At 60.9% G+C, this 25,295-nt stretch carries 15 protein-coding genes and 1 pseudogene; 10 read left to right on the top strand and 6 right to left on the bottom strand.

Annotation, left to right across the window (positions count from 1 at the left end; all coding sequences use genetic code 11):
- Positions 1–7: 7 nt before the first annotated feature.
- The 6 genes and pseudogenes from HU755_RS02080 (at position 8) to HU755_RS02105 (ending at position 9,354) form a co-directional block, all read left to right on the top strand.
- Complete coding sequence (locus HU755_RS02080; protein ID WP_186630422.1) at positions 8–352, top strand: DUF2934 domain-containing protein; 345 nt, start codon at positions 8–10, stop codon at positions 350–352.
- A gap of 226 nt (positions 353–578) precedes the next feature.
- On the top strand, positions 579–2,738 hold the full coding sequence (gene glgX, locus HU755_RS02085; protein WP_186623953.1) for a glycogen debranching protein GlgX: 2,160 nt from the start codon (positions 579–581) through the stop codon (positions 2,736–2,738).
- Between the two features lie 253 nt (positions 2,739–2,991).
- Positions 2,992–3,747 (top strand): PIG-L deacetylase family protein, encoded by a 756-nt coding sequence (locus HU755_RS02090; protein ID WP_186630423.1) that lies wholly within the window; start codon positions 2,992–2,994, stop codon positions 3,745–3,747.
- Positions 3,748–4,478: 731 nt separating this feature from the next.
- A complete protein-coding gene (locus HU755_RS02095; RefSeq protein WP_186552174.1) occupies positions 4,479–5,261 on the top strand; it encodes an endonuclease/exonuclease/phosphatase family protein in 783 nt (260 codons plus the stop codon).
- Positions 5,262–5,457: 196 nt separating this feature from the next.
- Positions 5,458–7,963 (top strand): annotated as a pseudogene (locus tag HU755_RS02100) (autotransporter outer membrane beta-barrel domain-containing protein).
- Positions 7,964–8,286: 323 nt separating this feature from the next.
- Positions 8,287–9,354 (top strand): autotransporter outer membrane beta-barrel domain-containing protein, encoded by a 1,068-nt coding sequence (locus HU755_RS02105; protein ID WP_186630424.1) that lies wholly within the window; start codon positions 8,287–8,289, stop codon positions 9,352–9,354.
- A gap of 156 nt (positions 9,355–9,510) precedes the next feature.
- Here the strand turns inward: HU755_RS02105 and glgB are convergent, their stop codons facing one another.
- The 3 genes from glgB to HU755_RS02120 all read right to left on the bottom strand — a co-directional run bounded on the left by glgB (position 9,511) and on the right by HU755_RS02120 (position 17,275).
- Positions 9,511–11,742 (bottom strand): 1,4-alpha-glucan branching protein GlgB, encoded by a 2,232-nt coding sequence (gene glgB, locus HU755_RS02110; RefSeq protein WP_186630425.1) that lies wholly within the window; start codon positions 11,740–11,742, stop codon positions 9,511–9,513.
- 2 nt (positions 11,743–11,744) lie between these two features.
- Positions 11,745–15,086, bottom strand: a complete 3,342-nt coding sequence (gene treS, locus HU755_RS02115) for a maltose alpha-D-glucosyltransferase (protein ID WP_186630426.1) — start codon at positions 15,084–15,086, stop codon at positions 11,745–11,747.
- A gap of 191 nt (positions 15,087–15,277) precedes the next feature.
- Positions 15,278–17,275 (bottom strand): alpha-1,4-glucan--maltose-1-phosphate maltosyltransferase, encoded by a 1,998-nt coding sequence (locus HU755_RS02120; RefSeq protein ID WP_186630427.1) that lies wholly within the window; start codon positions 17,273–17,275, stop codon positions 15,278–15,280.
- Positions 17,276–17,491: 216 nt separating this feature from the next.
- Here HU755_RS02120 and HU755_RS02125 point away from each other — a divergent pair, with 216 nt between their 5' ends.
- Positions 17,492–17,650 (top strand): hypothetical protein, encoded by a 159-nt coding sequence (locus HU755_RS02125; protein ID WP_186630428.1) that lies wholly within the window; start codon positions 17,492–17,494, stop codon positions 17,648–17,650.
- A gap of 111 nt (positions 17,651–17,761) precedes the next feature.
- On the opposite strand, the gene HU755_RS02130 is transcribed toward HU755_RS02125, so the two are convergent.
- The gene (locus tag HU755_RS02130; protein ID WP_186630429.1) at positions 17,762–18,274 is read right to left on the bottom strand and encodes an MgtC/SapB family protein; all 513 of its coding nucleotides are present in this window, start codon (positions 18,272–18,274) and stop codon (positions 17,762–17,764) included.
- Between the two features lie 124 nt (positions 18,275–18,398).
- On the opposite strand from HU755_RS02130, the gene HU755_RS02135 reads away from it, so the two are divergent.
- The 3 genes from HU755_RS02135 to mapR all read left to right on the top strand — a co-directional run bounded on the left by HU755_RS02135 (position 18,399) and on the right by mapR (position 21,816).
- Complete coding sequence (locus tag HU755_RS02135; protein ID WP_186630430.1) at positions 18,399–18,647, top strand: DUF3203 family protein; 249 nt, start codon at positions 18,399–18,401, stop codon at positions 18,645–18,647.
- A gap of 195 nt (positions 18,648–18,842) precedes the next feature.
- Complete coding sequence (gene ccoG / locus HU755_RS02140) at positions 18,843–20,273, top strand: cytochrome c oxidase accessory protein CcoG (protein WP_186630431.1); 1,431 nt, start codon at positions 18,843–18,845, stop codon at positions 20,271–20,273.
- Between the two features lie 133 nt (positions 20,274–20,406).
- On the top strand, positions 20,407–21,816 hold the full coding sequence (gene mapR, locus HU755_RS02145; RefSeq protein ID WP_186630432.1) for a GntR family transcriptional regulator MpaR: 1,410 nt from the start codon (positions 20,407–20,409) through the stop codon (positions 21,814–21,816).
- Positions 21,817–21,947: 131 nt separating this feature from the next.
- Here the strand turns inward: mapR and HU755_RS02150 are convergent, their stop codons facing one another.
- Positions 21,948–22,694 (bottom strand): SDR family oxidoreductase, encoded by a 747-nt coding sequence (locus HU755_RS02150; RefSeq protein WP_186552186.1) that lies wholly within the window; start codon positions 22,692–22,694, stop codon positions 21,948–21,950.
- A gap of 126 nt (positions 22,695–22,820) precedes the next feature.
- The gene (locus HU755_RS02155) at positions 22,821–24,902 is read right to left on the bottom strand and encodes a bifunctional diguanylate cyclase/phosphodiesterase (RefSeq protein WP_186630433.1); all 2,082 of its coding nucleotides are present in this window, start codon (positions 24,900–24,902) and stop codon (positions 22,821–22,823) included.
- Positions 24,903–25,295: the final 393 nt, after the last annotated feature.

Consider the following 25,295-nt stretch of genomic DNA (forward strand, 5'->3'; position numbering starts at 1 on the left):
CATTGCGATGAGCACCGACGATAAACGCATCCGCGAATTCGCCTATCAGATCTGGGAATCGGAAGGTAAACCTGAAGGCCAGGAAGAACGGCATTGGGAAATGGCGCGCAAACTCGCCGAAGCTGAGGCGCTGGCACCGAAGAAGTCACCGAAGGCCGCTGGCAGCAAGACCGCCGGCAAGGCAGCGACCGCCAAGACCGCCGATGACAAAGCGCCTGTCGGCAAAGCCCCGGCGGCGAAGGCCAAACCCGTGGCCAAGGCCAAACCTGCCGCCACGCCAAAAGTGTCGCCGCCGGGTGAAAAGGCTGCCGAGAAAAAGCCGCGAGCACCGCGCAAGCCCCCGGCAATCTGACGCCACCCCGAGTATTGAACTGAACCACTGCGTGGCGAGCACGCTTGCCACCGAGGGTGCACTCGCCCTGAAGAAACACACACCCCCTGTAGGAGTGAGCCTGCTCGCGATTGCGATCTGACTTGCAACATCAATGAAGCCTGATAGATCGCTATCGCGAGCAGGCTCACTCCTACAAGGGTTTTATGTCAGCACAGAATTTCCCCGTTTTTTTGCAGGAGCAATCATGACCCGTCCAAAAAAAGCCGAGCCCGCTGCGCAAGCCGAGCCATCGAGAATCCGTGAAGGACTGCCCTTCCCGCTCGGTGCCACCTGGGATGGCCTGGGGGTTAACTTTGCCTTGTTTTCCGCCAACGCCACCAAGGTCGAACTGTGCATCTTCGACGATACCGGCGAAGTCGAACTCGAACGCATCGAACTGCCGGAATACACCGACGAGATTTATCACGGTTATCTGCCCGATGCGCATCCGGGGCTGATCTATGGCTACCGCGTCTACGGCCCGTATGACCCGGCCAACGGTCACCGCTTCAACCCGAACAAATTGCTGATCGACCCGTATGCCAAACAATTGGTCGGCGAGCTCAAATGGTCCGAAGCGCTGTTCGGCTACACCATCGGCCACCCGGACGCGGACCTGAGTTTCGACGAACGCGACAGCGCGCCGTTCGTGCCCAAGTGCAAAGTCATCGACCCGGCGCACACCTGGGGCAACGACCATCGCGTCAGCGTGCCGTGGGACAAGACGATCATTTACGAAACCCATGTGCGCGGCATCAGCATGCGTCACCCTTCGGTGCCGGAAAATGTGCGCGGCACGTTTGCCGGGTTGATGGTCGACGATGTGTTGGAACACATCCGCAAACTCGGCGTGTCGACGGTCGAATTGCTGCCGATCCACGCGTTCGTCAATGACCAGCACTTGTTGCACAAGGGCATGACCAACTACTGGGGCTATAACAGCATCGCATTCTTCGCCCCGGACCCGCGTTACCTGGCCAGCGGCAAGATCGCCGAGTTCAAGGAAATGGTCGCACACCTGCACGACGCCAATCTGGAAGTGATCCTTGACGTGGTTTATAACCACACCGCCGAGGGCAACGAGCAAGGCCCGACTCTGTCGATGCGCGGTATCGACAACGCCTCCTACTACCGCTTGATGCCTGACGACAAGCGCTATTACATCAACGATTCCGGCACCGGCAACACCCTCGACCTGAGTCATCCCTGCGTTTTGCAAATGGTCACCGACTCCCTGCGCTACTGGGCCAGCGAGATGCACGTCGACGGTTTCCGTTTCGATCTGGCGACCATCCTCGGGCGCTATCACGACGGTTTCGACGAGCGTCACAGCTTCCTCGTCGCCTGCCGTCAGGACCCGGTGTTGCGTCAGGTGAAAATGATCGCCGAACCGTGGGACTGCGGCCCCGGTGGCTACCAGGTGGGCAACTTCCCCCCGGGCTGGGTCGAATGGAACGACAAGTTCCGCGACACCGTGCGCGCCTTCTGGAAAGGCGACGATGGCCAGCTCGCCGATTTCGCCAGCCGCATGACCGCCTCTGGGGAGATGTTCAACCAGCGCGGTCGGCGGCCGTATGCGTCGGTGAACTTTGTCACCGCCCACGACGGCTTCACCCTCAACGATCTGGTGTCGTACAACGACAAACACAACGAAGCCAACGACGAAAACAACCAGGACGGCAGCAACAACAACCTGTCGTGGAACCACGGCGTCGAAGGCCCGACCGACGATCCCGAGATCAATGCGCTGCGCCACCGGCAGATGCGCAACTTCTTCGCCACCCTGCTGCTGGCCCAGGGCACGCCGATGATCGTCGCCGGCGACGAGTTCGCCCGCACTCAGGACGGCAACAACAACGCCTACTGCCAGGACAGCGAAATCGGCTGGGTCAACTGGGATTTGAGCGAGGACGGCAAGGCCCTGCTCAAGTTCGTCAAACGCTTGATCAAGTTGCGCCTGACTTACCCGATCCTGCGGCGCGGGCGCTTCCTGGTCGGCGAATACAACGAAGATATCGGCGTCAAGGACGTGACCTGGCTGGCCCCGGACGCCACCGAAATGACCACCGAACACTGGCATGACGCGCACAACCGCTGCCTTGGCATGCTGCTCGATGGTCGCGCGCAGGAGACCGGGATCCGCCGCAAGGGTGGCGATGCGACGTTGCTGCTGGTGGTCAATGCGCACCACGACATCGTCAATTTTGTCTTGCCGGAAGTGCCGGACGGTGGTTTCTGGACCTGCATGGTCGACACCAACCAGCCTTCGGTCCGGGGTCAGGAGCGTTTTGAGTTCGGCCACGAATATTCGGTCACCGGGCGCTCGCTGTTGCTGTTTGAACTGCAGCGCGATGAAGAGGACTGACAGAACGAGTGAGCCAGCGCCCGCCTGTGGCGGGCGATTTCTGTAAGCATTTGCGTAACCGGGCGCAGTTGGCGCAAAAAAATGCGTATCAGATTGATCTGTGACGCGACGAATCCCGTGTCTTGAGCAATACTCTGCTCGCGGTAATCCAAGGGTCGGAGCACTGCACAGTTGCAATCAATTTGCCTTTTCGGCTCGCCGCCAGCGTTTTCGGCACCGACCAGAGGCGGGACACAACAAGGACGTCGCACTCATGAAACCGTTAATCACTGACCACGGCCTGCCGGCGCAGATTTGGAACAGCGCGCCGCAACTCGCCAACATCCCCGTCATCAATACCCACAGCCTGGTGCCCGAAGGTGCGCGCGCCGTGGTGATCGCACCCCATCCCGGCGACGAAGTAGTGACCTGCGGCGGCCTGCTGCAATTGCTCGCCAGCCTCGGCCATCCGCTACAACTGCTGTCGATCACCGATGGCAGCGCCAGCCATCCCGGCTCGCGCCAATGGTCGGAAAAACGCCTGAGCGTGTTCCGTCCCCAGGAAAGCGTCGAAGCGCTGCGCCGTCTCGGTCTGCCGATGCACAGCCTGAAGTGGGTGCGCGGCGGTTTCGCCGACAGCGCCTTGAGCGACCAGGAAACCCAACTGACCGAATTCATCAGCCGCTACCTGCGGCCCGGCGACGTGGTGTTCAGCACCTGGCGCGGGGACCGCAACAGCGACCACGAGGTGGTCGGTCGTGCCAGCTTCAACGCAGCACAACACTGCGCGGCCAGCTACCACGATGTCCCGGTGTGGGCCTGGCACTGGCCGGAGCGCGACCACCACCTGATCCCCTGGGAACGCGCACGCAAACTGCGTCTCGACACCTGGACGGTTGCGCGCAAAAGCCACGCCACCCACGCCTACGCCAGCCAGCTCAAGGGCGAACCGGCCATCGGCATCGCCCCGATGCTGCCGCCGGTGCTGCTGGAGCGGATGCGATTGCCGTATGAAATCGTGTTTGTCTGAAAAGTCGGCCAGCCACGATTCCCTGTGGGAGCGAGCCTGCTCGCGAAAGCGCCGGGTCAGTGAAATAGATGCTGCCTGACCCACCGCCTTCGGGAGCAAGCCCCCTCCCACATCGATCTCCAATATTCACAACACCCACTGGCACCACAAAAAAACTGTGGGAGCGGGCTTGCTCGCGAAAGCGCCGGGTCAGTGAAATAGATGCTGACTGACCCACCACCTTCGGGAGCAAGCCCCCTCCCACATTGATCTCCAATATTCACAACACCCGCTGGCACCCCACAAAAAAACTGTGGGAGCGGGCTTGCTCGCGAAAGCGCCGGGTCAGTGAAATAGTTGCTGACTGACCCACCGCCTTCGGGAGCAAGCCCCCTCCCACACTGATCTCCAATATTCACAAAACCCGCTGGCACCACACAAAAAACTGTGGGAGCGGGCTTGCTCGCGAAAGCGCCGGGTCAGTGAAATAGTTGCTGACTGACCCACCGCCTTCGGGAGCAAGCCCCCTCCCACACTGTCTTCACTGCTCACAAAACCCGCTGGCACCCCAAATAAACCTGTGGGAGCGGGCTTGCTCGCGAAGGGGCCTCGTCAGTCAATACATGCATTGGCTGGCCCACCGCTATCGCGAGCAGGCTCACTCCTACATTGCTTGCGTCGTTCACAAAACGGAACTGCCGCGCCCTCGCATCAGTCGCATGAACAGGCAGACCCCATTCAGAGGAGTAAACGTGTCCAGCGATCCCAAACGTCACGCCGTCGACGCGCCTGACATTCATCGCATGCGCGTGCTGACGGTCAACACCCACAAGGGCTTCACCGCGTTGAATCGGCGCTTCATTCTTCCGGAACTGCGCGAAGCGGTGCGCAGCACTTCGGCCGATCTGGTGTTCCTGCAAGAAGTGGTCGGTGAACACGAGCGCCATTCGAGCCGCTACAACGAATGGCCGCAAACCTCGCAGTACGAATTCCTTGCGGACAGCATGTGGAGCGATTTTGCCTACGGGCGTAACGCGGTGTATCCCGATGGCCATCACGGCAACGCACTGCTGTCCAAATACCCGATTCGCGAATACCGCAACCTTGACGTGTCGATCACCGGCCCCGAGCGCCGGGGCCTGCTGCACTGTGTGCTGGATGTGCCGGGCCACGCTGAGGTTCATGCGATCTGCGTGCACTTGAGCCTGCTGGAAAGCCATCGCCAATTGCAGTTGCAACTGCTCTGCCAGTTGCTGGAATCGCTGCCCGAGGACGCCCCGGTGATCATCGCCGGCGATTTCAACGACTGGCAGTTGCAGGGCAATGCCACCCTCGCCCGACGCGACTACCTGCACGAAGCCTTCGAACGCCATCACGGCCGCCCGGCGAAAACCTACCCGGCGCGTTTTCCGTTACTGCGCCTGGACCGCATCTACTTGCGCAACGCGAGTAGCCATGATCCGCAGATCCTCGGCAACAAGCCGTGGACGCACCTGTCCGATCACCTGCCGCTGGCGGTTGAAGTGCACCTGTAACCACGATGCGGCGCACGACCGTTCGTCAGTCGGACCGGCTGAGGGGGCAAACTTCTTCTACACCTTCCGAAGCTGAAGGATCGGCGACTTCAGAACGTTAGGGTACAAACCTTATGTAGTTCCTCAACTCCAGAGGCTTTTTTTGGGTCCGGCACCCTACAAGGATGAACTTCCCATCGTCACGCAGGGAATTGACATGCCAGCTATCAGAACGTTGAGGACTTTGCCGCATACCTTCGTCTTGCCCGCTTGCCTCGGGCTGCTCGTCAGCCCGCCGGCCTGGTCCGCCTGCGTGCTGACACCCGGCGCGGGCAACGACAGCTATTCATGTGACAGCGGCAGTAGCGGCCCGCTCACAGACCTCTCGGGTAACAACAGTCTGACCTTTCCTGCCAACGGCAACGGCCAGATCAATGGCAGCGTAACCTTCGGCAACGGCGCCGACCGGGTCGAGATGGACTCCGGCAGAATCACGCTGCAATTGAGCCAGGGCGGCGGAATTGATGACTTTGTGATGACCGGCGGCCAGATTGGCTTCCTTGCCCAGGGCGACGGTCGCGACACCTTCCTGATGACTGGCGGCGCCATCGACTCGGCGTTTGAGGATGGCGATGTCGCGCGCATGACCGGCGGCACCATTGGCCGGGTTGACATGAAACTCGACGACAATTTTTTCGATCTGTCCGGCGGGCAGATCTTCGGCAATCTGGTTACTGGCTTCGGCACCGACACCATCATCGTCTCCGGCGGGCGCATCGGCGGTAACGTGAGTGTCAGCGGTGGCAACGACAGCATCACGGTGACCGGTGGCGAAATCGTCGGCGAGATTCGCGCCAGTGCCGGTGATGACACACTGTCGTGGAGCGGCGGGATCATCCGCTCGGCGATCCTGCTGGACGCCGGTAATGACCGCGCGACGTTGAGTGGCCTCGATGACAGCCTTATCGCGCTTCCCCCCAGGATCGATGGCGGTGTCGGCAGTGATGCGCTGACGCTCGACAACACCCGAACGGCGCTGCCTGAACGCTTTGTCAATTGGGAGACGGTGAACGTGAGCAATGGCTCGCAACTGGACTTGGGGTCTTCCAGCCTGTCGCTGGGGGACGCGGATACCGGCACCGGTGTATTGAACCTTGACGGCAACAGCACCTTGCTTTCCACCCAGGGCGTGATTAGATCTGCGCTGGCCGGGCAGACGGCAACCTTCAACAATGGCGGGGTCATCGACCTGGCCCGCAACAGCAATCGCACCGACGATACGCTGACGGTACAGGGCAACTATGTCGGTAATAGCGGCCAGTTACTGCTGCAAACCAGCGTCGGTGGTGATGATTTCGCCAAGCGACAGACTGGTGGTCAACAATGGCACCCTGAGTGGCGCCACCGTCATCACCGTCGACAACCTTGGCGGGCTGGGCGCACTGACCCGACTCAACGGCATCCAGCTGGTCCAGGCCCAAGGCAGCACGGTTAGCACGGATAACGCCTTCACCCTCAACGGCCCGGTGTCGGCCGGGGCTTATGACTACTACCTGTTCAAGGGCGGCGTGACGGCCGGCAGCGAAAACAGTTGGTACTTGCGCTCAGCCGTTGTTTCGCCGCAGGTGATTAGCGTACCCAACCCGGATCCGGCGTTGCCGCCGATCCTCGTGCCGGTGACAGCCGTGCCCATAGCGGCCGTGGCACCGGCCGGGAGCGCACCGTTACCGGTATTGCCCGCCGCCGTGGCCGGGGCCGCACCGATTCCACTGTACCGACCGGAAGTCCCGACGTGGTCGGTGCTGCCACCCGCCGCCGCCCAACTGACGCTCAATGCGTTGGGCACTTTTCACGATCGCCAGGGTGATCAGCGCCTGCTCAAGGAGACCGGCGCATTCAGTGCCGGTTGGGCTCGGGTCTACGGCAAGCATCTCGAGCAAACCTGGACCGGCACCGTCACACCACGGCTGGATGGCTCGCTCAACGGTTTTCAGGCGGGCAACGATCTGTACAGCGCACAAACCGTGGGCGGTCAAACCCAGCGTGTGGGTTTCTTCGTCGGGCATAGTCGCCTGCGAGGCGATGTCGATGGCTTCAATGAAGGCTTCCAAGGCAATAGCGCCGGCAAGATCAAGCTTGAGGGCGACAGCTATGGCCTGTACTGGACACTGATCGATCCCTCCGGCGGGTACATCGATGCCGTCGTGATGGGCACCCGTTTCGACGGCGACAATCATTCCGATCGCGGGATCAAACTGGACAACCGCGGACATGCGCTGACGCTGTCGGCCGAAGCCGGTTATCCGTTCGCGATCAATGACACCTGGGTGATCGAGCCGCAGGCTCAGGTCATTCACCAGAAAATTTCCCTCGACAGCCAGAACGACGGTATCTCAAAGGTCTCGTTCGATTCGGACAGCGCCTGGACCGGCCGTCTCGGTGCTCGCCTCAAGGGACGCTATCACGTCAGCAGCCTGCCGCTGGAACCCTACCTTCGCACCAACCTGTGGCATACGTTCTCCGGCACCGACACGGTGACCTTCGGAACCAGCGATGTCATTACCACGCAACAGAAATCCTCTTCGGCGGATATCGGTCTTGGCGTCGTGCTCACACTTGATCGCGCCGTCAGTATTTTTGCCAGCACCGATTACAGCCGAAATATTGACAGCAATGACTCGCGTGGCGTCGTCGGCAACCTGGGCGTGCGCATTAGCTGGTAGACCTTCCGTCGGCAATAAAGCGGCTGCATCGCGCAGCCGCCATTGCGATTCTCCATTCAAACAGACACTTAGTTATCCGCCAAAAAACAAGCGCTTGCGCTGCCTGTTTTATAACGACCGCTCATCGTTCAATTTCTTGACGGACAGCCGTAGCTCTTCTTATCTCAAGCTTACTACCCCCGGAAACACTCACCGGGGCTGACCGCCAGGCACTCGCAAAATCGAGCGGCCACGGTTCGCCCCGCCCCATTCGGTCGCCCCTCATTCGGGGTAGGAGAGACGCCAGAATCGAGATGCCGCATGCGCCTGCAAGGTAGACCTCCATGAAAACTTCGCTCACCTCACACGAGATCAAAATCACTATCTGCACAGTGTCGAGTTCTGTCCTGCTGTGCTCATCCATGGAGGTGCAGGCAGGCCCTGCGGCGGATGAAGCCGCCCCGTGGTATCGCGCGGATGTACCGGTCATGACCCTGCCTGCGACCGTCATTACGCCCGGGCCGCAGCGCCTTGATCCACGCCGCGACTTGTCGGGCAGCCGCCTCATGACCGAAGAACTCGCCCCGGGCGCCTGGGATCAGCTCTACGGCAAAAGCGCCCGCCAGGCCCAGACCGACGTGCTGTCTTCAGGCTTTGCAACACCCGGCAGCGGAGACTTCAAGGGACCTGCGGTGTTGACCCTGCGAAGCGCCAGCCATACCCAGAAGATCGGCCTGATCGGAGGGGTCAATCAGATTCAAGGCAACACCAGCGGCTTGCACAACAGTCGCGCCCAAGCCGATGCCGGAACCGACACCCTCAACCTGCAAGGCCAAAGCCTGGGCGCCTATTACAGCCTGATCGGTGCGCAGGGCTGGCACGTCGACCTGTCGGCCAGCGGTGGCCGGGTCAGCGGTTTCAGCCGCAACGGCCAAGGCACCCGGCAAGTCACTGAAGGCACCGCGATGACTTTTTCCGTGGAAGGCGGCTATCCCATCGGCCTGAGCGACCACTGGGTGGTCGAACCGCAAGCGCAATTGATCAACCAGCGCATCAGCCTCGACACGCCATACGCCGGATCGGGCAATGCATCATCCTCGGAACTGACGTCGTGGAGCGGCCGTGTCGGCGCACGCTTGAAAGGCAGTTATGACTTGAACGGCCTGCCGGTCGAACCGTATGTGCGCACCAACCTCTGGCACACCGTGTATACCGGCAACACGGTGACGCTGGATCAGGTCGACAAGATCAGCAGCAGCCGCAAGTCATCGACGGTCGAACTGGGGCTGGGTCTGGTGGCGCGGGTGACGCCGGCAGTGAGTCTGTATGTCAGCGCTGATTACAGCAGCGATGTCGATGACAACGATTTGAATGGGATCATTGGCAGCCTGGGGGTACGGATGCGCTGGTGATTTTCAGATCACCGAAAATCCCCTGTGGGAGATGTACAGGCGGGAAGTCATGGTTGGCTGTAATGCCGCTATCGCGAGCAGGCTCACTCCTACAGGTGAACGCATTCCAAATTGTAGGAGTGAGCCTGCTCGCGATGACAGCGACGCGGGTTCGGATCAGCCCTGCGGCTTAAGGATCAACACCGCCAACGGCGGCAGGTTCAGCTCCAGCGACAAGGCCTGGCCATGGCTCGGCACTTCTTCGGCAAGCGCCCCGCCGCCGTTGCCGTAATTGGAGCCGGCATAGATGTCGGCATCGCTGTTGAGCAACTCTGCCCAGCGCCCGGCAAACGGCACGCCCACCCGGTAGCCCTGACGCGGCACGGGCGTGAAGTTGGCGACCACCAGCACTGGCGCGCCGTCCTTGCTCCAGCGCAGCCACGCATAAACGCTGTTGATCGCATCATCGCCAATCAACCACTGGAAGCCTTGAGGCGCGTCGTCCTGATCGTGCAGGGCCGGCTCCTCGCGATACAGACGGTTGAGATCGCCGACCAGTTTCTGCACACCCTTGTGCTCGGAATACTGCAGCAGGTACCAGTCCAGTTGCTGATCGTGGTTCCACTCACGCCACTGGCCGAACTCGCAGCCCATGAACAGGAGCTTCTTGCCCGGATGGGTCCACATGAAACTCAGGTAGGCGCGCAGGTTGGCGAACTTCTGCCAGCGATCGCCGGGCATCTTGTCGATCAGCGAGTGCTTGCCGTGCACCACTTCGTCATGGGAAATCGGCAGAATGAAACGCTCGGACCACGCATAGACCAGACCGAAACTCAGTTCGTTGTGGTGGTGCGCGCGGTACACCGGGTCCTGCTGAATGTAATGCAGCGAATCGTGCATCCAGCCCATGTTCCATTTATACGCAAAGCCCAGTCCACCCTGCTGCGTGCTTTGGCTGACGCCCGGCCAGGCGGTCGACTCCTCCGCAATCACCAGTGCGCCCGGCGCCTCCAGTGCGACCACGTCGTTCAAGTGCCGCAGGAAGTCGATGGCCTCCAGGTTTTCGCGCCCGCCATGGCGGTTCGGCACCCACTCACCGGCCTTGCGTGAATAGTCGCGATAAAGCATCGAGGCCACCGCATCGACACGCAGGCCATCGACGTGGAAATGCTTGAGCCAGTGCAGCGCCGACGCCAGCATGTAGCCGTGCACTTCGGTACGGCCGAGGTTGTAGATCAGCGTGTCCCAATCCTGATGGAAACCCTCCAGCGGATTGCCGTATTCGTACAGGGCGGTGCCGTCGAACTGCGCCAGACCGTGGGTATCGGTAGGGAAATGCGCCGGCACCCAGTCGAGGATCACGCCAATGTCCGCCTGGTGGCACGCATTGACGAATGCAGCGAATTGCTCCGGCGTGCCGTAACGCGCGCTCGGGGCGAACTGCGAGAGCAACTGATAACCCCAGGAACCGCCGAACGGGTGTTCCATGATCGGCATCAGTTCGATGTGGGTGAACCCCAGTTCCTTGACGTAAGGAATCAGCCTTTCGGCCAGTTCCGGCCAGGTGTACTGGCGCGCGACTTCGCCCAGGTCGTCCAGTTCGCACTGCCAAGAACCGGCGTGCAGCTCGTAGATCGACAATGGCTTTGAATGCTGGTGCCGATCCTGGCGCGCACTCATCCAGTCCTGATCCTGCCAGTCGATCTGCAAGGGCGACGCGACTTTCGAGGCGGTGTCCGGTGGCAGGCTGGTGGCCAGCGCCATCGGGTCGGCCTTGAGCGGCAGAATGCCGTGGGCGCCAAGGATTTCGTATTTGTACAGCTCGCCGGCTTGCAGGCGCGGAATGAACAGCTCCCAGACCCCGGACGGATGGCGCAGACGCATCGGATGCCGGCGCCCGTCCCAGACGTTGAAATCGCCGACCACCGACACCCGCCGGGCATTCGGCGCCCAGACCGCGAAGCGCACCCCGTCGACGCCATCGACGGTTTTCAGTTGGGCACCGAGGCAAGCGCTGAGATCGCGGTGATTGCCCTCGGCAAACAGGTATAAATCCATCTCGCCGAGCAACTGACCGAAGCTGTAGGGATCTTCCGTAACCTGTTCGCCGCCCGCCCAGCGCGTGCGCAACAGATACGGCCGTGCCTGATCGAAATGGCCGACAAACAATCCCGGCGTTTCGGTCATCTGCAGCGGCCCGCGTTCTTCACCGCTGTCCTTGTCCAGCACGACAACGCTCAGCGCACCGGGCAGGTAGGCACGGATGTACTCCCCGCCGACGCCATCGCCGTGGGGGCCAAGAATCGAAAACGGGTCCTGATGTTCTGCCCGCACCAGTGCGTCGACATCACGTGCCGAGGGCAACAATGTTTGTTTGACCACACCCTGTTCCTTGTTCGAGAAACTCATGACTACTCTCCACCAAGATCGGAAAAGGGTTTAAGCCCTGTCAATAATCCATACAAACCGTGCAATGGCACGGGCAGCCACGTCGGGCGGTTTTCCGCCTCATAGGCCACTTCATAGGCCGCTTTTTCCAGGCCGAACAACGCCAGCGCAGCGTCGGCGCCTTCAGGGTCTTGCCAGGCATGTTCAAGACTAGCTGCCGCCTCGCGATATGCCTGCACAAATGCCTCGCGGGCTTCACGCAGATAGCGCTCGGCGACCCGTTTGCGCGCCGCTTCGGCTTCAGGGCTGTTGTCGACGTTGTGCACGTTGATAGTCATCGCCGCCGCGTAATCGAAGGAACGCAGCACACCGCTGACATCCTTGTACGGGCTGTGCTTGCCACGACGCTCACTCAACGGCCGCGCCGGTTCGCCCTCGAAGTCGATCAGATAGGCATCGCCCTTGATCACCAGCACTTGGCCCAAATGCAAGTCGCCATGCACACGAATGCGCAAACCGCCGGTGGCTTTTTTCGCCAGATCCTGCACATGGGCGAGGATGGTTTTCTTCTCGTCGAGCAGACGCTTGACCAGTTTCTGGTCCGCCGCATTGAGTTCGCCCTGATGCTCCTTGAGCAATTTCAAGGCGTGTTCGACCTGTGCCGTCACGTCCTTGCCGGTGGCCTGCATGTCTTTGCCTGAAGACACTTGCGCAGCAAAGTCGGCATTGTCGGTTGGCGCGGCAAGCACCTGATGCATCTCGCCCAGACGCTGCCCGAGCATGCCGGCAAAGTCCTTCAATTCGCCCAAGGCGTTGTAATGCTGCTCCTGTTCCGAGACGGCGTCGGCCAGCTCATCGCGCAACGCCCGTTCAAGGTTGTTCTGCGTCCACTCCCAGGCGTCGCCCTGATTGCTCAGATAACCCTGAGCGATCATCAGCAGGTTGTCCTGCCCCTGTGCATCGCGGCGAATCACCGATCCCAACAACGGAGAGATATTGGCAAATCCGGCCTCGGTCAGGTAAGCGCTCATCTCCAGTTCCGGGTGTACGCCAGAAGCGACTTTACGTATCAGCTTAAGCACCAGGCTGTTGCCGATCACCACTGAGCTGTTCGATTGCTCGGCGGACAGGTAACGCACGTCCGGCTCGGCGCCGAGGCCGAGTTTTTCCAGGTGCGGAGTCTGTTCGAAGCGGATTTCACCCTCGCTCGATGCCAGCACGGTGTTGTTCTGCATGCCTTGCAGCACAGCGCGGACGAACGTTTCCAGGCTGAACGCATCGGTGATCAAGCCGACCTGACGCACACGGCGCACGCGCGACAGCGCCAATTGCTGCGGCAACGGTGGGCCGACGTGATCTTCGGCAATGAAGCCGAACGGCAGCTGATAGCGGCTGGTCTGGCCCGCGCTGGTGACGTCGATCTCGCTGAGCAGCACCGGATGCTGCGCGTCGCCGAAGCGCACGCCGTAGGCCAGATTGACCTTCTCGATGGCCGCGTCCTTGCCGGCGAACCAGCGACGGTTCTGCAGCCAGCTCGGCAGGATGTTTTGCTCCAGCGTCGTGCGCGACGGCGCTTCGAGCAGTTCTTCCATGCGCTTTTTCAGCACCAGCGTGGTGAAGTCCGGCAGGCTCTGCGCCGGTTCCACGTGCCAGCTCGGCATCTGGTTTTCTGCGGCGAGGGCGAACCAGTAAAAGCCGTACGGCGCCAGGGTCAGGAGAAAATTCAACTGGCCGATCGGCGGAAACGCATTACCGCCAAGCATTTCCACCGGGACCATGCCGACGTAAGCCGACAAGTCCAGTTCGACCGCTTGTGCACTGCGTGAGACGTTGGCCACGCACAGGATGATTTCATGCTTGCCATCGGCATCGGTGTATTCGCGGGTGTAAGCCAGCACGCGGCGGTTGGTCGGCGAGAGCATTTTCAACGTGCCACGGCCGAAGGCTTTCGACTGCTTGCGCACGGCCAGCAGGCGCCGCGTCCAGTTCAGCAGTGAATGTGGATCGCCGGACTGGGTCTCGACGTTGACCGACTGATAGCCGTACAACGGGTCCATGATCGGCGGCAGCACCAGGCTGGCCGGATCGGCACGGGAGAAACCGCCATTGCGGTCGATCGACCACTGCATCGGCGTGCGCACGCCATCACGGTCGCCGAGGTAGATGTTGTCGCCCATACCGATTTCGTCACCGTAATACAGGGTCGGCGTGCCGGGCATTGACAGCAGCAGACTGTTGAGCAGTTCGATGCGACGGCGATCACGCTCCATCAACGGCGCGAGACGACGGCGGATACCCAGGTTGATTCGTGCGCGACGGTCAGCCGCGTAGTAATTCCACAGGTAGTCGCGCTCGCGGTCGGTGACCATTTCCAAGGTCAATTCATCGTGGTTGCGCAGGAAAATCGCCCATTGGCAGTTCGTAGGGATTTCCGGGGTCTGGCGCAGAATGTCGGTAATCGGGAAACGATCCTCCTGAGCCAGCGCCATGTACATGCGCGGCATCAGCGGGAAGTGAAAGGCCATGTGGCACTCATCGCCATTCACCCCGGCAGCGTCGGTGTCTCCGAAATACAACTGGGTGTCCTCCGGCCACTGATTGGCCTCGGCCAGCAACATGCGGTCGGGATAGTTGGCGTCGATTTCGGCGCGAATCTGCTTGAGTACGTCATGGGTTTCGGGGAGATTTTCGTTGTTGGTGCCATCGCGTTCGATCAGGTACGGGATCGCGTCCAGGCGCAGGCCGTCGATGCCCATGTCCAGCCAGTAACGCATCACCGAAAGCACCGCTTTCATCACCTGCGGGTTATCAAAGTTCAAGTCCGGCTGGTGCGAGTAGAAACGATGCCAGAAGTACTGGCCGGCGACGGGGTCCCAGGTCCAGTTGGATTTTTCCGTGTCGAGAAAAATGATCCGCGTGCCGTCGTATTTCTGATCGTCATCGGACCACACGTAAAAATCCCGCGCCGCCGAACCCGGCTTGGCTTTGCGCGCGCGCTGGAACCACGGGTGCTGATCAGAGGTGTGGTTGATGACCAACTCAGTGATGACCCGCAAACCGCGCTTGTGGGCTTCGGCGATGAAACGCTTGGCGTCGGCCATGGTCCCGTAATCGCTGTGCACCCCACGGTATTCGGCAATGTCGTAGCCATCGTCACGGCGCGGCGAAGGATAGAACGGCAACAGCCAGATGGTGTTGACGCCCAGGTCGGCGATGTAATCGAGCTTGGCGATCAGCCCGGGAAAATCGCCGATACCGTCGTTGTTGGAGTCGAAAAACGATTTGACGTGAACCTGATAGATCACCGCATCCTTGTACCAGAGCGGGTCTTTGATGAAGGCAGCTGCCTTGGGTTTCTTCGCCATGTGAAACTCCTGAAAAATTCACTGATACCACCGAGGGACTCGCATTGGTGACCCCCTGTGGCGAGGGGATTTATCCCCGTTCGGCTGCGCAGCAGTCGCAAACTGGTAAACGCGGTAAAGCTTGAAAAAAAGGGGCCGCTGCGCGCCCCAACGGGGATAAATCCCCTCGCCACAGGGGGCGGTTCGCTACGTCACGTGGCTGTGATTCGCCAAATCCCGAACGGCTGATACGCCGGGTCGATGCGCATGAACTGGTATTTTCCATACCAGTCCCAACGGTGGCCGTTCATCAAGTCCTCGCCGTGGGTTACGGCATCGTCCGGCAGGCCCATTTCCCACAGCGGCAATTCGAAATTCGCTTCCTGGACGTTATGCGGATCGAGGCTGACCGCTACCAGAATGAAGTTGCTGCCGTCAGCGCTGCGTTTGCCGAAGTACAGGATGTTGTCGTTCCAGGCGTTATAGATCTTCAGGCCCAGATGGCTGTGCAGCGCCGGGTTCTGGCGGCGGATGCGGTTGAGCTGAGCGATTTCGGCAATGATGTTGCCGGGCGCCGTGAAATCGCGGACGCGGATTTCGTACTTCTCCGAATCGAGGTACTCCTCCTTGCCCGGCACCGGCGCCGACTCGCACAGCTCGAACCCCGAATACATGCCCCACAAGCCTGAGCCCATGGTCGCCAGCGCGGCGCGGATCAGGAAACCGGGGCGCCCGGAGTCGTGCAGGAATGCCGGGTTGATGTCCGGGGTATTCACGAAGAAGTTCGGCCGATAGCACTCGCGCCACGGCGACTGATTCAGCTCGGTGAAGTACGTGGCCAGTTCAGCCTTGGTGTTGCGCCAGGTGAAATAGGTGTAGCTCTGCGAATAACCGACCTTGCCCAGCCGCGCCATCATCGCCGGTGTGGTGAAGGCTTCAGCCAGGAAAATCACTTCCGGGTACAGCGCGCGTACATCGGCAATCAGCCATTGCCAGAACGGCAGCGGTTTGGTGTGCGGATTGTCGACGCGAAAGATCTTCACGCCTTCTTTGACCCAGCCGATGACAATGTCACGCAACTCCACCCACAGGCTCGGAATCGCGTCCGGCGCATAGAAGTCGACGTTGACGATGTCCTGGTATTTCTTCGGCGGGTTCTCCGCGTATTTGATCGTGCCGTCCGGGCGCCAGTTGAACCAGCCCGGATGCTGTTTGAGCCACGGGTGGTCCTGGGAGCACTGGATCGCGAAATCGAGGGCGATCTCCAGACCATGATCGGCGGCAGCGGCGACCAGTCGGCGGAAGTCTTCGCGGGTGCCGAGTTGCGAGTGAATCGCCTCGTGACCGCCCTCCTCGCTGCCAATCGCATAAGGGCTGCCGGGATCGTCCGGGCCGGCCGTCAGGGAATTGTTGCGCCCCTTGCGGTGGGCGCGACCGATCGGATGGATCGGGGTGAAATACAGCACGTCGAAGCCCATGTCCTGAATCATCGGCAGACGCGAATGGACGTCGTTGAACGTGCCGTGGCGGCGCGGATCGTCGGTGATCGAGCGCGGAAACAGCTCATACCAACTGGCGAACTCGGCGAGTTCACGTTCGACATCCATGGGATATTGCGGGCTGACGCTCAGGTACGCACGCAGGTCGGCCTCGGCCATCAGCTGCGCACTGCGCGAGTGCAGAAACAGCGCGACCTGCTCGGTTTCGAGCAAGCCGGACAATTCGTGGTGCAGCGCGTGAAGTTGTTCGCTGAGTTGTCCTTCGCTGCGCTCGGCGGCCTGGAGCACCATGGTGCGGCCTTCCTGCAACTCCAGCGACACCGGCACGGCGGCGCTGTGTTTTTTCTCCAGCTCATATTGAAAACTGGCGAAATGATCGATCCACGCTTCGATGCAGTAGACATACCGTCCCTGATGCTCGGGGCGGAAACGGCCCAGCCAGCCATTATTGCCTTGATCGCTCATGACCTCGCTGTGCCAGCTCTCATCACCTTCGGCGCGCCAACGGATGCGCACGGCGAGCTTGTCGTGGCCGTCGGCAAAAACCTTGCTGGTGACGACGACCTCGCGCCCGGCAATCGATTTGGCGGCAAACTGGCCGCCCTCCAGGGTCGGCATGGTGTTTTCGATGACGATGCGCGGCAGCAGCAACGCCTGGGCCAACGGCAAATGCGGGTTGTAGTTCAGTTCTGAAGATGTTTCAGCAGTCATTGAGCATCTCTCCTTAACGCCCCAAGGACGCTCTTGTGCCGGATCAGTATTCGCCACGAAGCGCCGGCCCCGTGATTAACTCACTTAGCTTCCGAGCAACCGGCCCGGGGAAAAGTTCAGACGAAATTGCCGGGGCGCGACGCGGATCGAATTCACCGTGAGACGGTCAATCCACTTAAGCACTTCTCACGCCATGTGCCACACGGAGGTCAACAGATGAACATCCCGATCCCGGCGGAAACGCCCGATCCCAACATCGACAAACCGACGTTGCCCGAGACCGAACCACCACCGGTGCCGGAACAGGAACCGCCCGGCACCACACCGCCCCCCAAGGAAGAACCACCAACGACAATGCCGCCGGTAATCGTCTAAGCCTGCGCCCAACTGATCGTTCCCACGCTCCGCGTGGGTATGCAGCCCGGGACGCTCCGCGTCCCATTCAAAGCCGAACGCAGAGCGTGGGAACGATCAGGCATCCGGGAGCTAGAGGTGGTCGTTCTTGTCGATATCTTTTTCGAACATCCGAACCACATACGGCATCACACTGAAAATCGCCAGCGCCAGGATGGTGCTCAGTAGCGCTGTCGCTTCCTTGCCCAGCCCCACTGCCACACCGATTGCCGCTGTCATCCATAACCCGGCGGCCGTGGTCAGGCCTTTGACATGGGATTCGTCGCCCTGCTGATTTTTCAGGATTGTGCCCGCGCCGAGAAAACCGATCCCGGCGATCACACCCTGCAATACCCTGCTCATGGCATCGGATTCTGCACCCGATGTCTGCGGCACCAGTACGAACAGTGCAGCACCCAACGCCACCAGCATGTGCGTGCGCACCCCGGCAGCCTTGCCTTTATGCTCGCGCTCGAAACCGAGAATGCCGCCAAGAATCGCCGCCATCAGCAAACGCACGGTAATGCGGGTCATTTGCGCGGTGTCGCCGATGTCGGCAAATTCGGCTTCCAGGGTTTTCCACACTTCATCCCACCAGTCTTCCATCGTGCAGTCCTTGTTATTGGCTTGATAAAAGATGGACAACGTCGACCATTAATCGGTTGCGCCGAACGATCCACGCGCTTCGCTTCCTAATGTGCAGACCTCAATGGAAAAAAGGACTGCCGCGATGCCCGTTCGAATCGATGAATCCAACCCCGAGCAGAAAGTCTGTTTTTTCACCGTCGAACATGGCGAAGAAATTCGCATCTGCGACACGCTGGAAGTCATGACCGATGGCGAAAAAGCCATGTCGTTCGTGGAGATAGAAGGCAAACGGGTCTACATCACCGAAGCAGAAGCCGACGCCTTGACCGTCGCCGGAGCCAGGGACGGTCGTGAACACCTGAAAGCAGACGCGGGTGATTCGGTGATTTGACTGACCCTGATCAACACCCCGCGCAAGCGCCTGCGTTAGCCGTTTGCGCCTCATTCGGCAAGTTGCTTCAAGTTGTCGCAGGCGTTACGCAAAACCTCATCTGATCCGCTTTTTATTGCCAGACCTGAGTCTGTTATGCAAACAGATCGGCGCTCATAGTGCCTCGGCCTGATGGAGGCTGATGAGCGAACGACCATGAGCGAACAAATCCCCGTCCGAACCGTAGAAGCGCCGCCAACAATAAAAAGCGTGCCCGCACGCCCGATGAAGGCGACGGCAAGGCCCAGTGACCAGCCGATCCAGACCCGCAGTTTCACCGGTCTGTTCCGCACCCTGCGCATGAGCGGCGCGGGACTGTTGTTCGTGCTGTTTTTCGGTACGGTGTGGTTGAACTGGGGCGGTCGTCAGGCGGTGCTGTGGGACCTCTCGCAAAGCAAATTCCACATCTTCGGCGCGACGTTCTGGCCGCAGGATTTCATTCTGCTGTCGGCCCTGCTGATCATTGCCGCGTTCGGCCTGTTCGCCATCACCGTGTTCGCCGGGCGGGTCTGGTGCGGGTACACCTGCCCGCAAAGTTCCTGGACATGGATTTTCATGTGGTGCGAGAAAATCACCGAAGGCGAACGCAACCAGCGGATCAAACTGCAAGCGGCACCGTGGGGCCTGAACAAGCTGGCCCGGCGCGCCGCCAAGCACACCCTGTGGCTGGCGATCAGTGTGCTGACCGGGCTGACCTTTGTCGGTTACTTCACCCCGATCCGGCCGCTGGCCGAAGAACTGCTGACCTTGCAGATCGGTGGCGTCAGCCTGTTCTGGGTGCTGTTTTTCACCGCCGCCACCTACATCAATGCCGGCTGGCTGCGCGAAGCGGTGTGCATGCACATGTGCCCGTATGCGCGGTTCCAGAGTGTGATGTTCGACAAGGACACCCTGACCATCGCCTACGACGTCGCCCGGGGCGAAAGCCGTGGCCCACGCAAACGTGACGTCAAGCCGCAAGAGGCAGGCCTGGGCGATTGCATCGATTGCCAACTGTGCGTGCAGGTCTGCCCGACCGGTATCGACATACGCGACGGGTTGCAGATGGAGTGCATCGGTTGCGCGGCGTGCATCGATGCCTGCGACTCGATCATGGACAAAATGCATTACCCGCGCGGCTTGATCCGCTACAGTTCCGAACGCGAATTGCAGGGCGGCAAGACGCATCTGCTGCGCCCGCGCCTGATTGGCTACACGGCGCTGCTGCTGGTGATGATCGGCGCCTTGGCGCTGGCACTGGTCGAGCGGCCAATGGTGTCGCTGGATGTGACCAAGGATCGCGGATTGTTTCGCGAGAATGCTCGGGGGCGGATCGAGAATATCTATTCGCTCAAGGTGATCAACAAGACTCAGCAGCGGCAGGAGTACCGGTTGAGTCTGCTTGATGGCGAAGGGTTCGAATTGCAGGGCAAAACGGCACTGAGCCTGGCGCCGGGGGAGATTGTCGACGTGCCGGTATCGGTGGCGATGACTACCGAGCGGCCGGCCAGCAGCTCGCAGACATTGAATTTCAGGATTGAAGACACTGACGAGCCGCAGGTTTACAGCGTGGCGAAGAGCCGATTTGTTGCGCCGATGAATCGCTGATTGCCCTTAGACTGCCGTGCTTTCATTCGCGAGCAGGCTCGCTCGCACCATTGACCACGTTCCCTTGTGGGAGCGAGCCTGCTCGCGAATGAAGCCGCCGCGATTCCCCCATAAGCACCCATCCGGATCCACCATGAAACGCTACGAAAAATTCGCCGACGACATCGCAGAACTGATCCGCTCCGGCGTACTCGGCCCCGGCCAGCGGGTGCCCTCGGTGCGCTATGCCAGCCAGACCTACGGCGTCAGCCCGTCGACGGTGTTCCAGGCTTATTACCTGTTGGAACGGCGCGGGCTGATCCGCGCGCGGCCGCGCTCCGGATACTTCGTCAACACCCATGCGCCGAGCCCGTTTTCCGAGCCGGTGATCAGCAGCCAGGTCAACGAATCCACCGAAGTCGACGTCAGTGAGCTGGTGTTTTCGGTACTCGACTCGATCAAGGACCCGAGCACCGTGCCTTTCGGCTCGGCGTTCCCCAGTCCGGGTTTGTTCCCGTTGCAGCGCCTGTCACGCTCACTGGCCAGCGCTGCCCGGGAAATGGACCCGCGCATGGTCGTCACCGACATGTCGCCGGGCAACCCGCAGTTGCGTCGGCAAATCGCCCTGCGCTACATGGTCGGCGGCCTGATGTTGCCGATGGAAGAACTGTTGATCACCAACGGCGCCCTCGAAGCCCTGAACCTGTGCCTGCAAGCAGTGACCGAGCCGGGCGATCTTGTGGCCATCGAAGCCCCGGCGTTTTATGCCAGCCTGCAAGTGCTTGAGCGCCTGAAGCTCAAAGCCGTGGAAATCCCCGTGCACCCGCGCGACGGCATCGACCTCGGCGTCCTCGCGCAAACCCTGGCGCGGCACCCGATCAAGGCGTGCTGGTGCATGACCAGTTTCCAGAATCCGATGGGCGCAACCATGCCCGAGGCGAAGAAGCAGGAACTGGTAGAACTGCTGCGCCAGCATCAGGTGCCGCTGATCGAAGACGACGTCTACGCCGAACTCTATTACGGTCAGCAGGCGCCAAAACCGGCCAAGGCGTTCGACACGGAGGGCCTGGTGATGCATTGCGGCTCGTTCGCCAAAAGCCTCGCCCCCGGCTACCGCATCGGCTGGGTCGCCGCCGGGCGCTACGCGCAGAAAATCGAGCGGCTGAAACTGATGACCTCGCTATGCGCCTCGATGCCGGCGCAAGCAGCGATTGCCGACTACCTGCAACACGGCGGCTACGACCGCCACCTGCGCAAACTGCGCTACGCCCTTGAAGAGCAGCAAAGCGCGATGCTCGCAGCGATTGCCCGTTATTTTCCGGCGCAGACCCGGGTCAGCCAACCGGCGGGCGGCTACTTTTTGTGGCTGGAATTACCGGAGCAGATGGATTCGCTGAAGCTGTTTCAGATGGCGCTGGCGCAAGGCATCAGCATCGCCCCGGGGCCGATTTTCTCGCCGACCCAGCGCTTCAGGAACTGCATTCGGTTGAACTACGGCAGCCCGTGGACCGAGGATTCGGAAAAGGCCATGGAGACGCTGGGGCGGATTGTGCGGTCGTTTTGATGGTTTGATATTGCCTGGACTGGCCCCTTCGCGAGCAGGCTCGCTCCCACAGTAGATTTGTGCATACAGAACCAATGTGGGAGCGGGCTTGCTCGCGAAGGGGCCGGCGCTAACGAAGCACATTCAGCGGTCTAACGCCCACCCCCCAAATCAACAAACGTCCCCGTTGCATACGACGCCTTGTCCGACAGCAACCAGACAATCGCCTCCGCCACTTCATCCGGGCGTCCGCCCCGCGCCATGGGGATCGCCGATTCGAGCTTGCTGACCCGGTCCGGATCGCCGCTCAGCGCGTGGAAGTCGGTGTAGATGTAGCCCGGACGCACCGCATTGACGCGAATCCCCTCGCCGGCTACTTCCTTGGACAGGCCGATGGTGAAGGTATCGAGCGCGCCTTTGGAGGCGGCGTAGTCGACGTATTCGTTTGGCGAGCCCAGGCGTGCGGCCACCGATGAAACGTTGACGATGCTGCCACCCTGCCCACCATGTTTGGGCGACATGCGCAGGATCGCGTGCTTGGCGCAGAGGATCGGTGCCAGGACGTTGGTTTTCATGATTTTGAGAATGCGGAACTCGGACATTTCGTCGACCCGCGATTTGTGTGCGACGGTGCCCGCGTTGTTCACCAGTGCGGTGACGCGGCCCAGTTCGCTGTCGACGCGGTGAAACATCGCAACCACTTCGTCTTCGATGCTGACGTCGGCGCGCACTGCAATGGCCTGGGCGCCCAAGGCACGAACCTGTTCCAGCACGGCGTGCGCGGCCTGTTCATCGGACTGGTAATTGATGCAGATCCGATAGCCTTGTTCGGCAGCCAACAGCGCCGTAGCCGCGCCAATCCCGCGCCCGCCACCGGTGATGACAATGACTTTATCCATGCTGGCTTTCCCCCACGTGCACACGTAACAGTCGGGGTGAGAATAACTGCCATTGGCGGGTTTTGCATGAAGTCTGTGGCGCCTGTCCGGATGCCTTCGCGAGCAGGCACGCTGCCACAGGGTCTGTCAGACCACCGCCAAGCGCTCCCCGCGCACGATGTCCTGCAAGAAGCGCTCAGCCGGCAGCGGATGCCCAAGCAGGTAGCCCTGTAACGAATCACAGCCCAGTTTGGTCAGGAAATCCTGCTGCACACCGGTTTCGACGCCTTCGGCAACGATGCGCAACCCCAGCGCCTGGCCGAGCGCGACAATCGCCGAAACGATCGCCGCATCATCACTGTCGTGCTCCAGGTCGCGAACGAAACCGCGGTCGATCTTCAGCTCATTGGCCGGCAGGCGCTTGAGGTACATCAGGCTGGAATAACCGGTGCCGAAGTCGTCAATCGACAGGTCGACGCCCATGTCCGACAGTTCCTGCAACACCGTCATGCTCGCATCGGCATCGCTCATGGCGGTGGTTTCGGTGATCTCCAGGGTCAGGCTGTTCGCCGGCAGGTGGTGCGTGCGCAGCGCCTTGGCAACGCTGCGCACCAGTCCAGCATTACAAAACTGCAACGCCGAGAGGTTTACCGCAATGCGCCAATCGGTGTAGCCGAGCACGTACCACTCGCGCATCTGCCGACACGCTTCGTTGAGCACCCACTCGCCCATCGGGATGATCAAACCGGTTTTCTCTGCCAGATCGATAAACGTGTCGGGCATCAGCAAGCCGTGGACGGGATGCTCCCAGCGCAGCAACGCTTCGGCGCCGACCGCGCGACCATTGGCGGCGTCAAACTTGGGCTGGTAATGCAGGCTGAACTGATTGTGTTCCAGCGCCGCGCGCAAGTCCTGCACCAACTGCAACTGCTTGCGGGCGTTGTTATTCATCGAGGCGTCGAAAAAGCTGTAGCCGTTCTTGCCGCCGCCCTTGGCGTGGTACATCGCGGCATCGGCGTTCATCAGCAGCTCTTGCGCGCTGTGGCCATTGCCCGGATACAGGGCGATACCGACACTGGCGGAAATCTGCAAGTCGTGTTCAGCAACACGGAACGCCTGGGCAATCAAACCGACCTGACGCGCCGCCAGACTCACGGCATCGTCGGGCTCGGTGAGGCGCACCAGCAGGACGAATTCATCGCCGCCGATCCGGGCCAGCGTGTCCTGGCTGCGCAGATCCTCGCGCAGGCGCACACCGACCTCGCGCAGCAGTTGGTCGCCCATGTGATGGCCGAAGGCATCGTTGACCGGTTTGAAACCGTCCAGATCGATGAACATCAAGGCGAAACAACCGCCCTGCTCGTGAACCTTGTTGATTGCCTGACTGATGCGGTCGTCGAGCAGCATGCGGTTGGGCAGCCCAGTGAGGGGGTCGTGCAGGGCCAGTTGCGTGAGTTCGCGGTTGGCCACCGTCAGCGAGTGCGCCAGATCAGCGGTGCGTGCTTCGAGGCGAGCGTCGAGGATCGACGTCAGCAAGGCGATCGACAACACCGCCAGCGTGGTGACCAACACCAGACTGTCGAGTCCGTTGCCTTTCAGGCCATTGACCGTCGCGCCGCAGAAACTGCCCTCGGGAAACTGTGCGGCCGCCATGCCGGTATAGTGCATGCCGACAATGGCAATACCCATGATCACCGCCGCGCCGGCGCGGATCAGGCGTACATACGGCGAATGCTGGCGCAGGCGAAAGGCGATCCACAACGCGGCCGCCGAAGCACCCACGGCAATCAGCAACGAGGCGCTGAATAACGTCGGGTCGTAGTCGATGCCGGGGGTCATGCGCAGCGCCGCCATACCGGTGTAATGCATGGCGCTGATGCCCGCGCCCATGATCAACGCACCGAAGGCCAGTTGCAGCAGCGGCAGTTTTGGCTGGCTGACCAGCCACAAGGCGAATCCGCAGGACAGCACGGCGATCAGCAGCGACAGCGCCGTGAGGGCGATGTCGTAACCCAGATCGATCGGCAACTTGAAGGCGAGCATGCCGATAAAGTGCATCGACCAGACGCCAACCCCCATGGCCAACGCCCCGCCTGCCGTCCAGAAATGCACGGCGCGGCCCTTGGCGGTAGCGATGCGCCCGGTCAGGTCGAGCGCCGTGTAGGAGGCGAGAATCGCCACGCACAGCGAAATGAAAACCAGGGTGAAAGAGTAGCTGCCGATGAGCATGGGGATTCTCGTGCCGACCAAGACCGTATTGCATCCATTCTCGGTCAGGAAAATCCGGCGATTGTACTGATTGCGCGGAAGAACGCACTGACAAAGTAATCATTTTGCCATCAGGCCGATGAAACGCTTGTTCGATCGTCCTACAACGCTCAGGAATGGACTTTAAGCCACCTTGTGGGAGCGAGCCTGCTCGCGAAGGCGGCGGGTCAGTTGATAATGTGCTGAATGACTAACCGCTATCGCGAGCAGGCTCACTCCTACAGTGGCCTGCGTTACCCGAAATTCCGCGCCAGGCATAAATCCCCTGTAGGAGTGAGCCTGCTCGCGATGACGCCAGTACAGCCACCATCGTAGTTGATGATCGTTCCCACGCTCTGCGTGGGAATGCAGCCC

The organism is Pseudomonas sp. SWRI111, from assembly GCF_014268555.1.
Classification (GTDB): domain Bacteria; phylum Pseudomonadota; class Gammaproteobacteria; order Pseudomonadales; family Pseudomonadaceae; genus Aquipseudomonas; species Aquipseudomonas hamedanensis.